The 13,472-nt window shown below is 64.9% G+C and carries 11 protein-coding genes; 7 read left to right on the plus strand and 4 right to left on the minus strand.

The annotated features are described in order from the left end of the window. The first annotated feature begins 51 nt into the window (after positions 1-51). Positions 52-495 carry a hypothetical protein gene (locus ACVIYL_RS16395; protein ID WP_310881558.1) on the plus strand — a complete coding sequence of 148 codons (444 nt, stop codon included), beginning with the start codon at positions 52-54 and terminating at the stop codon, positions 493-495. A 230-nt stretch (positions 496-725) separates the two neighbouring features. Here the strand turns inward: ACVIYL_RS16395 and ACVIYL_RS16400 are convergent, their stop codons facing one another. Beyond that, positions 726-2,291 carry a winged helix-turn-helix domain-containing tetratricopeptide repeat protein gene (locus ACVIYL_RS16400; protein WP_310881559.1) on the minus strand — a complete coding sequence of 522 codons (1,566 nt, stop codon included), beginning with the start codon at positions 2,289-2,291 and terminating at the stop codon, positions 726-728. 238 nt (positions 2,292-2,529) lie between these two features. Here ACVIYL_RS16400 and ACVIYL_RS16405 point away from each other — a divergent pair, with 238 nt between their 5' ends. After that, positions 2,530-4,122 (plus strand): gamma-glutamyltransferase family protein, encoded by a 1,593-nt coding sequence (locus tag ACVIYL_RS16405; protein WP_456779152.1) that lies wholly within the window; start codon positions 2,530-2,532, stop codon positions 4,120-4,122. 52 nt (positions 4,123-4,174) lie between these two features. Here ACVIYL_RS16405 and ACVIYL_RS16410 read toward each other — a convergent pair whose 3' ends face one another. The 3 genes from ACVIYL_RS16410 to ACVIYL_RS16420 form a co-directional block, all read right to left on the minus strand. After that, the gene (locus ACVIYL_RS16410) at positions 4,175-4,951 is read right to left on the minus strand and encodes a TetR family transcriptional regulator (protein WP_253606980.1); all 777 of its coding nucleotides are present in this window, start codon (positions 4,949-4,951) and stop codon (positions 4,175-4,177) included. 126 nt (positions 4,952-5,077) lie between these two features. Then, positions 5,078-6,283: an amidohydrolase family protein gene (locus ACVIYL_RS16415; protein ID WP_456779153.1), complete on the minus strand. Its 1,206-nt coding sequence runs from the start codon at positions 6,281-6,283 to the stop codon at positions 5,078-5,080. Between the two features lie 55 nt (positions 6,284-6,338). Beyond that, positions 6,339-7,460 (minus strand): polysaccharide deacetylase family protein, encoded by a 1,122-nt coding sequence (locus ACVIYL_RS16420; protein ID WP_456781839.1) that lies wholly within the window; start codon positions 7,458-7,460, stop codon positions 6,339-6,341. A gap of 19 nt (positions 7,461-7,479) precedes the next feature. Here ACVIYL_RS16420 and ACVIYL_RS16425 point away from each other — a divergent pair, with 19 nt between their 5' ends. The 5 genes from ACVIYL_RS16425 to ACVIYL_RS16445 all read left to right on the plus strand — a co-directional run bounded on the left by ACVIYL_RS16425 (position 7,480) and on the right by ACVIYL_RS16445 (position 13,462). Further along, positions 7,480-8,688, plus strand: coding sequence for an ABC transporter substrate-binding protein (locus tag ACVIYL_RS16425; RefSeq protein ID WP_456779154.1), 1,209 nt, complete (start codon positions 7,480-7,482; stop codon positions 8,686-8,688). Positions 8,689-8,728: 40 nt separating this feature from the next. Further along, positions 8,729-9,604 carry a branched-chain amino acid ABC transporter permease gene (locus tag ACVIYL_RS16430; RefSeq protein ID WP_076826929.1) on the plus strand — a complete coding sequence of 292 codons (876 nt, stop codon included), beginning with the start codon at positions 8,729-8,731 and terminating at the stop codon, positions 9,602-9,604. Next, positions 9,601-12,135 (plus strand): branched-chain amino acid ABC transporter ATP-binding protein/permease, encoded by a 2,535-nt coding sequence (locus tag ACVIYL_RS16435; RefSeq protein ID WP_456779155.1) that lies wholly within the window; start codon positions 9,601-9,603, stop codon positions 12,133-12,135. The genes ACVIYL_RS16430 and ACVIYL_RS16435 overlap by 4 nt, the downstream gene beginning before the upstream one ends. 31 nt (positions 12,136-12,166) lie before the next feature. After that, the gene (locus ACVIYL_RS16440) at positions 12,167-13,168 is read left to right on the plus strand and encodes a DUF2877 domain-containing protein (protein ID WP_456779156.1); all 1,002 of its coding nucleotides are present in this window, start codon (positions 12,167-12,169) and stop codon (positions 13,166-13,168) included. 102 nt (positions 13,169-13,270) lie between these two features. Beyond that, entirely contained in the window at positions 13,271-13,462 is a 192-nt protein-coding gene (locus ACVIYL_RS16445; RefSeq protein ID WP_028333377.1) for a hypothetical protein, read from the plus strand. Positions 13,463-13,472 lie beyond the last annotated feature (10 nt).

Raw genomic sequence — 13,472 nt, forward strand, 5'->3', positions numbered from 1 at the left:
CGCAGGCAGCTAAGCGATTAGCTTCATGGCGCAAGCGCGGGAAGCATCAAAGTGATTAAACCGCCAAGCAGCACCGATTCCTTCGGGTACGATAACGCAGACCAACCCATCGTCGTTAAGCTAAAGCCTGATGTGTACGTATTTGGGTATGAGTTCTGCCACGTTCTGCAAACGCTGATCAAACACGGCTGCGTGCCCGCTGAGCTCATCTATGAGGACGGAGGGGCGCTCATCCTTATTTTTGATCCCAATGAGAAGAAAACGGAACTATGGTCAGGATGGTGGAGGTGCGACAAACCCGACATTTACTCCATCATTGAACCAGAGCATCGCGGGCTCGTGAATCAAATATTCGAAACCACGGACGCCTTCATGGAGTTCTCCAATGCTCGATCTCCTCAGATTGAGCTGATCCCAGGCCAGATCCAAAAGATTCAAAGATCGGAGGCTGCGGTTTTCCGCGGGGACGCTCCCCTTCGTCCTCGACCTCTATAAAGCGCTGCTTCCGCACAGCGCGCATTGGAAGCATTTTTCTGAGTGTTGGGAATGGCGGCAGCGCTCCCCCGCCACCACGGGCTACGAATTTCGCCACGCCAAGCTTCGATCCTCCACCATTGCACAATCCGGACCGCAGCGGCGGCTCAGGAATTTGAGGTTGAAGCAAGTCGAGGCGGAGCACCGCTGTCGGTCAATTTCGAACAGCCTGTTGTGACCCTCGTTACGGCTCAGCCGGATAGGCCGGCTTTGCGCAAGCCGTCGAGGAAGTGCTCGCGTTCGGCCGAAATTCTGTACCTTTCGGCCCGTGCTCGAACGAGATCGAGGGTGTTCGCTGGCGGCGTCGCGCCGTTCGCGCTCATTTCTCGACAACGTTCCGTGACGAACGCTTCGGCTTCGGATCGCGCTTCGCTGAGCCGACCCATCTGCGCATAACAGGCGGCAAGCAGACTGTGCGACCAGCGGTCGGGGGATCGCGCCTCCATCAGCGTCTTGACTGCTTCATCGTACTGGCGCCCCGAATAGAGCGCGAGCGCGTGGTACCAGTGGTACAGATTGGGCGGGAAGGGATTCAGTCGTTTGGCCGCACCGATCCATGTGAGGGCCTCTCGCCACCGTCCCCAGTAGACCAGAATGTTCGCGAAAACGGCGGCGACGTCGGCGTCGTTTGGATTGAGCGCGAGAGCCCGGCTGAAATGGATTTCGGCCTTGGCGTCCTCGCGACGCAGGAACAGCAATTGCGCGAAGACGCCATGGGCCCAGGCGTCGCCGCCGTCGATGTCGAGCGCGGTCTCGATCTCGCTCAGCGCGTCGTCGAGCTTCGCCATGCCGGGCGATTCGAGAAACACGTCGCAGACGATAGTCCAGGCAATGTTGACGTGAGCGCGGGCATATTGCGGATCGAGCGCGACGGCGTCCCGGAAAAACTGCCTGGCTTCCGCCATGCCCTTCACCGTCAATTGACGCCACCGCTCGTTGCCCAGCAGAACCAGGTCATAGGCGGTGATGCTCGGGGTCGGCTTGCGTCTGGCGATCTCGCGGCCGGCGTCCTCGAGCCGACCCGGAAGGGCTGCGACGATTGCGCGGACGATCTCGTCCTGCAGGGCGAAGATGTCCTCGAGTTCGCGGTCGTAGCGCTCGGTCCAGAGATTGTAACCGCTCGCGCCATCGAGAAGCTGGACGGTCACCCGCATCCGGCTGCCGATCTTGCGCACGCTTCCTTCGGCCACGTACCTGACGCCGAGTTCGCGGCCGACCTGCTTGATCTCGGGCGTCTTGCCCTTGTAGGCGAAGCTGGAGTGGCGGGCGACAACGAACAGCGAGCGGAAGCGCGACAGTTCGGCGATGATGTCTGCCGTGATTCCGTCGGAAAAATATTCCTGCGCGGCATCGCCGCTAAGATTCGAGAACGGCAGCACCGCAAGCGACGGCCCATCCGGCACCGTCGGTGCCGGCGAGGTGGGCAGGCCGGCGCCGGATTCGGCAGCGACCAGTGGCCCGACGTAACGGTAGCCGCGGCGCGGCAGGGTCTCGATCCAGGTCGCACCGCCCTCGACGTCGGCAAATACCCGCCGCAGAGCAGCGATCTGCACCGTCAGGTTGCTCTCCTCGATCGCAAGCCCCGGCCACGCCGCCTGCATCAATGTGTCCTTGGAAACCGGCGTTCCGGCCTGCTCGACAAGCAGGCGAAGCAGCGTCACCGCGCGCCGCCCGAGCGCGACCGGTTCGGACTCTCGAAACAACATCACGGCTTCCGCGTCGAGGCGGTAGGGGCCGAATTCGTGGATCGTCGCCATGGTTCGGGAGACTACATTTTTTGCATCTTTTTCGGAACAGATTCAGGGCCTCCGGGAATTCGGCGACCCGCCCCGCTGCCGCTGACGCGCAGCTTTGCGCGACCGATTTCCGCTTTCGCCTTGATCCACCTCGCGCGGCACCTCCGCCAGCCGTTCGCGCCGCCGCGGCGAGGCGACGGTCGCTTGACAATGTAAGTAAGAATATTATTACAAGCTGCTGCTTTCGGAGAACGCGTTGATGCTGCAGACCAAGCGAAGCTATAGCGGAATGGTGACCGCGCCGCATCACCTTGCGGCGCAGGCCGGGCTCGCCGTCCTCTCCGAAGGCGGCAATGCGGTCGAGGCGATGATTGCGTCCGCCGCCACGATCGCGGTGGTCTATCCCCATATGAACGGCCTCGGCGGCGACAGCTTCTGGCTGGTCGGCCGGGCGGGCTCTGCACCTGTCGGAATCCAGGCGTGCGGACGGTCGGCGAAGGCCGCCAGCCGCGCCTGGTATCGCGAGCATGGCTGCAGCACCATCCCAAGCCGCGGACCGCTCGCGGCACTCACCGCCGCCGGGACCGTCGATGGCTGGCAGAAGGCCTATGAGCTCAGCCGCGATCGCCATGGGGGGCGCATGCCGCTGGCGCGGCTGCTCGAACCTGCGATCGGCTATGCCGCCGATGGCGTCGCCGTGACCCAGACCCTGCACGACAACACCACGAAGAAGCGCGCTGAACTGCAGGATGTGCCTGGCTTTGCCGAGGTCTATCTGCCGCAGGGCAATCCGCTTGCAGTCGGCGCACGGTTGCGGCAGCCGCGCGTCGCGGCCACGTTGCGGCAGCTGGCGCAAGCCGGCCTTTCCGATTTCTATCGCGGCGACCTGGCGCGTTCGATGGCCGCTGATCTCGAACGGCTCGGCAGCCCGCTCCACCTATCCGATCTGGAGCAGCATCAAGCCGCGCTGGTGACACCGCTGTCGGTCGATGTGGCCGGGCACAAGGTGTTCAATATGCCGCCGCCGACGCAGGGCCTGGCCTCGCTGTTGATTCTTGCGCTCTATGCCCGGCGCATGGCGAAGGAGGCGGACGGGGTCGATCATCTGCACCGGCTGGTCGAGAGCACGAAGGCGTCGTTCCGCATCCGCAATCGCTACGTGACCGATCCCGACTACATGGCGCGGTCGGCGGCCGAGTTTCTCACCGACGAGTCCATTGCGGCGCTCGAAAAGACCGTCGCCGTCGATCATGCAGCGCGCTGGCCTGACCCGCCGGCCCAGGGCGATACGGTCTGGCTCGCTGCGACCGACCGGAACGGCCTTAGCGTCAGCTTCATTCAGAGCATCTATTGGGAGTTCGGCTCGGGCATCATCCTGCCCCAAAGCGGGGTCACCTGGCAGAACCGTGGGACGAGCTTCGGTCTCGCCGAGACCGACATCAACCGCCTGGAACCTGGGCGGCTGCCGTTCCACACCATTCAGCCCGCAATGGCTGAACTCAGCGATGGCCGGCTGTTGTCCTACGGCACGATGGGCGGCGAAGGGCAGCCGCAAACCCAGGCGGCGATCTTCACACGCTACGCATTGCACGGTCAGGACCTTCAGTCGACAGTGACCGCGCCGCGCTGGCTGCTCGGTCGCACATGGGGCGAGGAGAACAACAATCTCAAGATCGAATCGCGTTTCGATCCTGCCGTCATCGACGCGCTGCGGGCGCTCGGCCACGACATCCAGATGGTCGGGGCGTTCGAGGAATTCATGGGCCACGCCGGCGCAATCGTCTGGCACCCGGATGGACTGCTCGAGGGTGCCAGCGATCCCCGCAGCGACGGCGTTGTCGCCGCCCGGTGAAGCGAGCACCTAGCGCTCACCCGCAGGCTGTTCGGAATTTGCCGCGCGTGAGCTAGCGTGCGGCGCCCGCCGGTGTTCTGGCTGCGGACGGTTTCCGTTTTCCCTCGCTTGCGGCCGCCGTCGCCGTCAACCAGGTCATGATCACGTCAAGCGCGTGATGGCGACGCTTCTCCAGCCAGTCGGGCTCTCCCAGATCCTTGTCGAACATCGCCGACAGCGTGTAGCGGTTGGAGACATGAAAATAGCTCATGGCCGTGATCGTGACGTAGAGCTGAACCGGATCGACGTCGCTGCGGAACAGCCCGACCGCAAGGCCCCGGCGAAGGATATTTTCGATGCTCGCGACCAAGGGCAGCGTGAGGTCGGCGATCTTGCGCGATTTGCGCAGGTTACGCCCACGCTGCAGGTTCTCATTGTTGATCAGGGCAATATAGTTCTGGTGCGCTCCGAAAAAGGTGAACGTGAAGTTGATCAGCTCGCGCATGGCCGCGACCGGATCGAGGTCGTCGAGCTTGAGTTGCTGTTCGGCCGCGCGGATCTCGGTGTAGACGTGTTCGAGCACGGCGAGATAAAGGCCGTTCTTGTCGCCGAAATAGGCGTACAGCAACCGCATGTTGGCTTTGGCGCGCTTCGCGATGGCTTCAACCCGAGCTCCGCCAATGCCGTTGCGGCAGAATTCGAACGTCGCCGCCTGCAGGATCGCTTCCTTGGTCAACGCGGAATCGCGTGCCCGTCTGCCGCGTGTGGCGCTGCGGGCCGGGTTGGTCGATGCTGTCGTTTCAGTCACGGGACAAGCTTTTCTCAGGTTGTACGAGCCCAGCGCGGACAATATGCCCCCGCCCATCATGTTCAACGGGATGCGGGGCCCTGCCGTGCAGGCTCGCGGGATTGAGATCGCTATTGCGGTGGCTCGTCAAGGGGTAACCTTCCCGATGTTCCGGTCTCCACATCCACATCAACGCGCCGACGTCACGACCGTGCCGCCATGCGCGACGAGGCGCCCATTCTTGTAGACGTCGCGCGGCCTGGGCCGGGCCACCACGGCCTCTTGCACGTGCTGGGCGTCGATCACGACGAAGTCCGCCGCCGCGCCCTCGGCCACCCCATAGTCCGGGAGGCCGAGTGCCTCCGCGGCGTTGGTGGTCACCATGTTGAAGGCCGCCGCCAGGTCGGCATCGGTGCTGAAGCCGGAGCGGTAGCCGACGATCATGGCGCGCTCCAGGAGGTCGCCGTCGCCGTAGGGCCACCAGGAATCGCGGATGTTGTCATTGCCAGCGAACACATTGACGCCGGCATCGCGCAGCAGCAACACCGGCGGAAACGCATGCGCTCCGGGCGCGTTGGTCAAAATCGCGACCCCGGCCTCGGCGAGCAGCTGCGCGGTGCGCTGAACGACGTCACGCGGCACCTCGCCGAGCGCATAGGCATGGCTGATCGTGACCTTGCCGCCGAGCCCGAGGGCCTTCGTCCGGCGTGCAATGTTCTCGATCTCGAAGATACCGAGCAAGCCGCCGTCATGCAGGTGAATGTCGATGCCGACCCCGCGCCGGTCGGCAATGCCGAAGATGACGTCGAGATGCCCGTCGATGTCTGCATCGTAACCCGCCGGATCGAGGCCGCCGACCAGGTCCGCGCCGGCGCGAACCGCCTCGTCGAGCAATCCGGCCACGCCCGGCGACGTCACGATGCCGCTTTGCGGAAAGGCGACGATCTGGACCGACACCTTGTCGCGGTGCGCGTCACGCGCCGCCATGACCTGCTCGAGATTGCGCAACCCGACCTGAAGGTCGATATCGACGTGGCTGCGCATCCGGGTCGTGCCGTGCGCGACGCAGAGGTCGATCAGCGCGGCCGCCCGCACCGCAATCGGCCTCGCGCCGGCAAGCGCCTCCTTCTCGAACTTGACGCGCTCGCGCACGCTGAAACCGGCGGTGCAGGGGCGGTGGGACTTCCAATCGTCGCCGACGAAGCCCTTGTCGAGGTGGATATGACCATCGACCAGCCCCGGCAACACCAGGCGTCCGGCCAGATCAAGGGTTTCGCCGGCCGCGACCGGCGATTGCGACGCGATCGAGGTGATGCGGCCATCGCGCACGGCGATATCGACGGTGCGCCCATCGACCAATCGGGCGTTTCGAAACAGCGTGTCGGCAGTGCTCACTGGTCGTCTCCGGTTCGTCGCAACGGCGAAGCGATCGGGGCCCGATTTGTTTTCATCATGTTGGGACGATGCCATCGGGCAGCGCGCGCGAGAATGCGGCTATACCTCCGGCGGTGGTGATCCAGATCTCGTCACGCCGCGCCAGGATTGTCTGCAGGGCGCGCCGCAGCGGACGCAGGCGGTGCGGCTGGCCGACCAGATAGGGGTGCAACGCAATTCCCATGACGAGCGATTGCCTTTTCGACTGTGCCAGCATCTCCTCGAACGTCTCGGTGATCATGGCGGCGAACTGCTCGCCGGAGTCCTTGCGACCGACGATCGAAGGGATATCGTTCAACTCCTGCGGATAAGGCACTGAAAGGATGCGGCCGCCGTTCCGCGTCGAGAACCACACCGGCTGATCGTCCATGCACCAGTCGAGCAGGTACTCGTAGCCTGCTTCGGCCAGCAGATCGGGCGTGACCTGTGATTGCGAAATCCAGGGCCCCAGCCAGCCGCGCGGCGGCCGCCCTTCGGCTCGCGCGATGACATCGGTCGCTTCCGCGATCAATTGCCGCTCCTCGTCGGGCGCAAGCACACCCTGGCGCTCGGAATTGGTGCGGCCGTGACCGACAATTTCGTCGCCGCGGGCGCGAAATGCCTCCATGACTTCAGGGCAGTAGTGATAGATGCTGCTGTTTGCGAGCACCGACAGCTTCAGCTCGTCGAACAGCTCGATCAGGCGCCACACGCCGACACGGTTGCCATAGTCGCGCCAGGCATAGTTGAGGACGTCCGGATGCGGACCGCCGGGGCAGAGCTCGGCACCGAGCCCGTCGCCGAATGCGAAATGCTCGAGGTTGAGACCGACGTAGACGGCAAGCCGCCGCCCTTGCGGCCAATTGAAATCCGGGCGTTGCCCGATCGCGCTGTAGCGATAGCGTCCGTGAGCGGCGAGGACCGGTCCGACAGAATCCGAGCGCAGCACGGCTTCCCTGCGCGACAGGCGGTCGCCATCTTCCGCGATCGAGATCAACACGTCGCCGGCCTCGACATTCCTTGGGTCCATCGGAATTTTCCCCGCGCGGTTGATCGCTCGCTTGACATCGGAATATTTTTGAAGAAAGTTTTTACTTCCGTCAAGTCCGCGCATAAGCGGCAGCGGAGGAACTGGCGGCTTCGATGCCGAGGCCGCCATCAGCGGAGGAACACCGAACATGAACTTCAGGAGCATAGTTTCGTCCGGACCTGCGCGTCGTTGGCCGGCTTGGCGCGCCGCAGCGACGATCCTGCTGGCCGCGTTGCCGTTCGCGTCCGGCGCGCGCGCGGCCGAACCGATCAAGATCGGCCTGGTGACCGCCCTGTCGGGACAGTCGGCGCGCGCCGGCGAGGCGCTCACCCGCGGAGCGACGATCGCCATCGAGGAAATCAATGCAAAGGGCGGCGTGCTTGGACGTCCGCTCGAGCTCGTCCGCCGCGACGACGAGAGCAATCCGGCCAAAGGGCTGATCGCCGCACGCGAGCTGATTCAGCGCGAGAAGGTCGCGGTCCTGGTCGGCGGCCTCGACACGCCGGTCGAGCTTGCCATCGTGCCGTTCGTCAACAACGTCAAGGTGCCGTTCGTGGTGCCGTGGGCCGCCGGGACCAACATCACGCGGAACGGCGCGCCGTCCAACTACGTGTTCCGCGTCTCGGCCATGGACGATGAGGTCGACAAGGCGATCGTCCAGTTCTCGCGCAAGACCTACAATGCGAAGAAGCCCGGGCTCATCCTGGTCAACAATCCCTGGGGCGAGTCGAACGAGCATGGCCTGAAGGCGGCATTGAAGGCCGCAGGAATCGAGCCTGCCGGCGTCGAGAAGTTCGAAGGCAACGACGTCGATGTCGTTTCCCAACTGTCGCGCCTGAAGCAGGCAGGCGCCGATACGCTCTACCTGGTCGGCAATGTCGGACCGTCCTCCCAGGTGGTGAAATCGCTCGACCGCATGGGCTGGGCGCCGCCGATCGTCTCGCATTGGGGGCCGGCCGGCGGCCGCTTCACCGAGCTCGCCGGGCCGAGCGCGGAGAACGTGATCTTCGTCCAGACCTACAGCTTCTTCGGCAACCTGTCGCCGGTCGGCAAGCGGGTGATGTCGGCCCTGCAGGCGAAGTATTCGGACATCAAGGGGCCTGCGGACGTGACGCCGGCGGTTGGCGTCGCCAACGCCTACGACTCCATCCTGGTCATTGCGCGAGCGATCGAAAAGGCCGGTGGCACCGAACCGACCGCCGTCCGTGACGGCTTCTACGCCATCGATCGCGTGGATGGCTTGATCAAGACTTACGAGAAGCCGTTCGCGCAGGACAAGCACGATGCGCTGACGGCGGGCGACTACATCTGGGCGCGGTTCGAGGACAACCACATCATGCCGTTCGCGCGGAACTGACCGCGCGAGATCGTCCGACAAACAAGCAGGGTAGTCATCGATGTCATTTCTTCCCGCGGTGATAACAGGACTGGCGCTCGGGAGCATGTACGGGCTGCTTGCGCTTGGCTTCCACGTCACCTATGCCGTCTCCGGCACGGTCAATTTCTCCCAGGGCAGCTCGATGACCCTGGGAGCCGTTGCCGGCTACTTCTTCCTCGTGCTGTGGGGCTGGCCGGCCGCGGCCGGCATTCCCGCCGTTCTGCTCGTCTGCGCGGTCTACGGCCTGCTGATTGAGCGCTTTGCCGTTCGGCCGTTCGTGCAGCGTGGCTCCGACAACTGGCTGATGGCGACCGTTGCGGTCGGCATCATCGTCGACAACGTGATGATGTTCGTCTTCGGCAAGGAGCCGCGCAGCTTTCCGTCCGTCCTGGCGGCCAAGCCGATCCAGATCGTCGAGGGCGCGGGGGTCTATCCGTTGCAGCTCCTGATTCCCGTGGTCGGATTGCTGCTGGCGCTGGCACTTCATCTACTCAGTCGCCGAACGCGTCACGGCGTCGCCATGCTCGCGGTGGTCCAGAACCCGAACGCAGCGCGGCTGATGGGCATCAACGTCAGCGGCGCCATCGCGGCAAGCTACGCGGTCTCGGCGATGCTGGCCGGGGTTGCGGCGCTGCTGATCGCGCCCCTGTTCAACGTGTCCTCCGAAATGGGCACGCTGTTCGGCATCAAGGCCTTCGCTGCGGCGATCATCGGCGGCCTCGGCAGCGCCTGGGGCGTGATGCTGGCCGGGCTCTGTCTCGGCCTGATCGAGGTGTTCGCGACCAACTATCTGGGATCGGTCTACACCCAGATCATCACGTTCGCCTCGGTGATCGCGATTCTTGTCGTCCTCCCCCACGGGCTGCTCGGCCGAGCCGGAGTGAAAAAGGTATGACCTCTCGCGTCTCCATTCTCGCCGCCGTCGCGGCACTCGCGGCCGCCATCCTCTATGCCGCCGTTGCCGATAGCTACGGCGTGTTCCTGGTCGCGACCATCTCGCTGACGGCGATCGCCTGCATCGGCCTTAACGTGCTGCTCGGTCTCGCAGGGCAGATCTCGCTCGGCCACATCGGTTTCATGGCGATCGGGGCCTATACGACCGTGCTCCTGATGGAGAAGGCAGGGTGGCCCTATCTTGCGGCGACGGCTGCAGCGATTGCTCTTGTCAGCGTCGTCGGTGGCCTGCTCGCCATGCCGGCCTTGCGTGTGCGAGGTCCATATCTCGCGATGGTGACAATCGCCTTCGGCTTCATCGTCGAGCACGGCACGATCGAGTGGCGCGACCTCACGGGCGGCGGCAACGGCCTGATCCTGACCGCGCCGCCGCAGGTGTTCGGCTTTCCGCTGTCGGAGCGGCATTTGGCGATCGCGGGCATCGTGCTGGTGTTCGCCGGCCTCATCCTGTTCGAGTGCTTGAAGCGCAGCGGCTGGGGCTACGCCATGCGTGCCGCCCGCGACACCGAGGTTGCGACGCGCTCGATCGGCATTGATCTCGTGCGGGTCCGCACCGTGGCGTTCATCATCTCGGCCGCAGCGATGGCACTGGCGGGGGCGTTATTTGCGCCCCTCCAGGGCTATATCAGTCCGAGTTCGTTTCCCTTTCTGCAATCGATCCTGCTGCTGTTCGGCGTCATGGTCGGCGGCGCCGGCTCGGCGCTGGGGCCGGTGATCGGGGCGGCGCTCGTCGTGCTGCTACCGGAAATGCTGTCCGATCTCGCGGAGTATCGTCTGCTTGCCTTTGGCGTGCTGCTCTTCGCCGTGCTGCGGGTCGCGCCCTCGGGCATCATGGGGCTGATCGAGCAATTCGCGGCAAGGTTCCTGCCGACGGGATCGAAGGCCGATACGGGCGCGGTGGGCGTCGAACCGGTCGCCGACCTCGGCATCGGGACCAGCAGCGTGTCGCGTCTTGACGTCGCAAACCTCTCGATCTCGTTCGGCGGTGTCCGCGCCGTGCAGGACGTCTCGTTTACCGCCGAACCCGGCACAGTGACCAGCGTCATCGGCCCCAATGGTGCGGGGAAAACCAGCGCGCTGAATCTGCTTTGCGGCTTCTACCGCCCGAAATCCGGCACCGTGAAGCTTGGCGACCGCGACGTCACCGGCTTGCCGTCGCACCAGCTTGCGCGTGTCGGAGTGGCGCGAACGTTCCAGACGACGCAGCTCTTCGGTTCGCTCTCGATCATCGAGAACGTCCTGCTGGCGGCGACGGCCGGCAAGCTCGGTAACATCGTGTCCGCGCTGCACAATGACGCGCAGGAGCGCCTTGCGCGGTCGCTGTTGCGCTTTGCGGGTGTCGACGGCGATTTGAGCAGACGCGCGGACGCGCTGCCCCATGGCGAGAAGCGATTGGTCGAGATCGCGAGGGCGCTCGCCTTGCGTCCGAAGGTCCTGTTGCTCGACGAGCCGGCCGCGGGTCTTTCGAAGGGCGACAAGCAGCGGCTGACGGTTCTGCTCCGTCGCATCGCGGAGACCGGGATCGCGGTCATCATCGTCGAGCACGACATGCCGATGATCATGTCGCTAAGCGACCTCATCGTCGTTCTCGATGGCGGCAAGCGCATCGCGATCGGCGATGCGGCGGCGATCCGCAACGATCCGCTGGTCCGCAAGGCCTATCTCGGCGATGCGCCGTCGGGTGAGCGGCGCCGCGCGCCGCGCCCGGCGAAACAAGGCACGGCGCTCGAAGTCCGCACGCTCGATGCCTTCTATGGCCTGTCGCGGGCGCTCGGTGGGATCGACCTTGCCGTCGCGCCCGGCGAGGCCATCGCCGTACTCGGCGCCAATGGAGCGGGCAAAACCACCCTGATGCGCTCGATTGCCGGTCTCGAACCACCGCGGTCGGTCGGCGAGATCCGGCTGTCCGGCGCCCGCGTCGACAAGATGCCGGCGCATATCCGCGCCAGGGCCGGCATCGTGCTGGTACCCGAAGGACGGCAGGTGTTTCCCGAGCTGACGGTGCGGCAGAACTTGCAGCTCGGCGCTTTCGCACGCAAGGGTCTCGAACTCGACGCGGAGATCGACGCGATGTTTGCCCGCTTTCCGCGCCTGAAGGAGCGTATCAACCATCGCGCGGGCCTTTTGTCGGGCGGCGAGCAGCAGATGCTCGCAGTCGCGCGTGGGCTCCTGACCGCGCCCAAGGTCTTCATGCTTGACGAGCCGTCGCTTGGACTGGCGCCGCTTGTCGTCGACGAGTTGTTCGCCTCGTTCGAGCAGCTTCGCGTCGAGGGGATGACCCTGATCGTGGTCGACCAGATGGCCGGGCAAGCCCTTGCGCTTGCCGACAGGGCCTATCTGCTTGAGACCGGCACCATCCTGAAGAGCGGTGCGGCCGAAATCATCGCGGAGGATCCCTCGCTTGAAGCCGCCTATCTCGGCGGAGAGGCCCACGGGAGTAGCGTGCTGCGAACCGCCGTGCTCACGTCCTGACGCCATGGTTGCGCAGCAGGAGATCGGTGTGATGCGGCCAGGCAATACGTTTCGCGACCTGCCCGGCGCGCCCGTGTCTGAACGATTCGACGGCGGTGCCGTAATCGAGGTCGGCGTGCTTGCGCGCCGCGCGCTGCGCAGCGGACGGCGCGGCCGTATTGCGGCGGTGTTCGAGCGCAGCCTTTATGCGGTGCTCGACGATTGCTGGATCTGCATCGGTGTCAAAGACCTCGGCTCCGGCCCGCTGCATCTTCGGTGCACCGGGATCGAGCCGCGGCTGCTCGTTCCCGGACAAGAGGTTGCGATCGTCGACACGATGCTGCTCGTCGACGGTATGCGGTTTGCCGGTTTCGAGACGGCCTCCGTATGGGCGCCGCCGCCATCGCCGGAATGGACGCTCGACAGTTTGCGGGTAGGGCTTGCGATGGTCGATCAGGTCTGGCGTCGCTTGCCGGTCGAGCAGGGGCTGGCCGCCTCGGGTGGCGCGGAGCCGCCCACAAGGCCGTCGCGGGTGCTCGCTGCCGCGGCGCCGGCGCTCGCCGCGCTCAAGCAATTGATCGAGGCCGGGCTTCGCGGAGAGCGATGCGTACCGCGTGACTACCCGGAGATCGTCGAATTGATCGGACTTGGTCCCGGGCTCACGCCATCCGGCGACGACTTGATCGGCGGCGCGCTGGTCGCGCTCGCCAGCCTCGGCCGTCTCGCGACGCGCGACGCGCTGTGGAAGACCTGTCGCGCGCATCTCGGCCGGACCAATCAGATCAGTGCCGCCCACCTGCACAGTGCCGTGCTCGGCTTCGCGGCGGCGGCGCTCCATGAAGCCATCGACGCGACGATTGGCGGACGGGTCGATCGTATCAAGTCCGCGGTCGCGGCGCTGTCGCGGATCGGGCAAAGCTCTGGACTGGATGCGTTTGCAGGTGCGCTGATGGTGTTGCGCGCGATCGAGTGCCGGCTGCTCAACGACAGCGCGCTGCATCATGCCGGCCTCACCGGCAACGGCCCGCCGACGCGATCAATCGCAGGGGCCTAAACGATCATGCGACACAACGGGAATTCGGACGACAGGTTGCGTGTTTGACAAAGTAAAAACTTTCTTACTAAGATCGATGCATCGGATCTCGGGAGGCCGCAAGTGGTGACCAAGCAGGAAGGGACGCCGAGCGGGCGTTTGTTGATGAGCAAGCCGAGCGTGGTGAACGTCGGGCTGGCAGGCTTTGTGAAGGACTTGCGGGACTGCGATATCGAGGTCGTGCAGGTCGACTGGACGCCGCCCGCCGACGGCGATCCCAAAATGGCGGCACTGCTCGCCAAGCTCGGTACGTGAGAGCGCGGCC

The organism is Bradyrhizobium sp. USDA 3315, from assembly GCF_054056795.1.

Excerpts from the sequence above, each read along its gene's own strand:
- ACVIYL_RS16405 (WP_456779152.1), top strand. The coding sequence starts at position 2,530 with ATGCTGCAGACCAAGCGAAGCTATAGCGGAATGGTGACCGCGCCGCAT.
- ACVIYL_RS16420 (WP_456781839.1), bottom strand. The coding sequence starts at position 7,460 with ATGGCGGCCTCGGCATCGAAGCCGCCAGTTCCTCCGCTGCCGCTTATG.
- ACVIYL_RS16400 (WP_310881559.1), bottom strand. The coding sequence starts at position 2,291 with ATGGCGACGATCCACGAATTCGGCCCCTACCGCCTCGACGCGGAAGCC.
- ACVIYL_RS16440 (WP_456779156.1), top strand. The coding sequence starts at position 12,167 with ATGCGGCCAGGCAATACGTTTCGCGACCTGCCCGGCGCGCCCGTGTCT.
- ACVIYL_RS16425 (WP_456779154.1), top strand. The coding sequence starts at position 7,480 with ATGAACTTCAGGAGCATAGTTTCGTCCGGACCTGCGCGTCGTTGGCCG.
- ACVIYL_RS16430 (WP_076826929.1), top strand. The coding sequence starts at position 8,729 with ATGTCATTTCTTCCCGCGGTGATAACAGGACTGGCGCTCGGGAGCATG.
- ACVIYL_RS16435 (WP_456779155.1), top strand. The coding sequence starts at position 9,601 with ATGACCTCTCGCGTCTCCATTCTCGCCGCCGTCGCGGCACTCGCGGCC.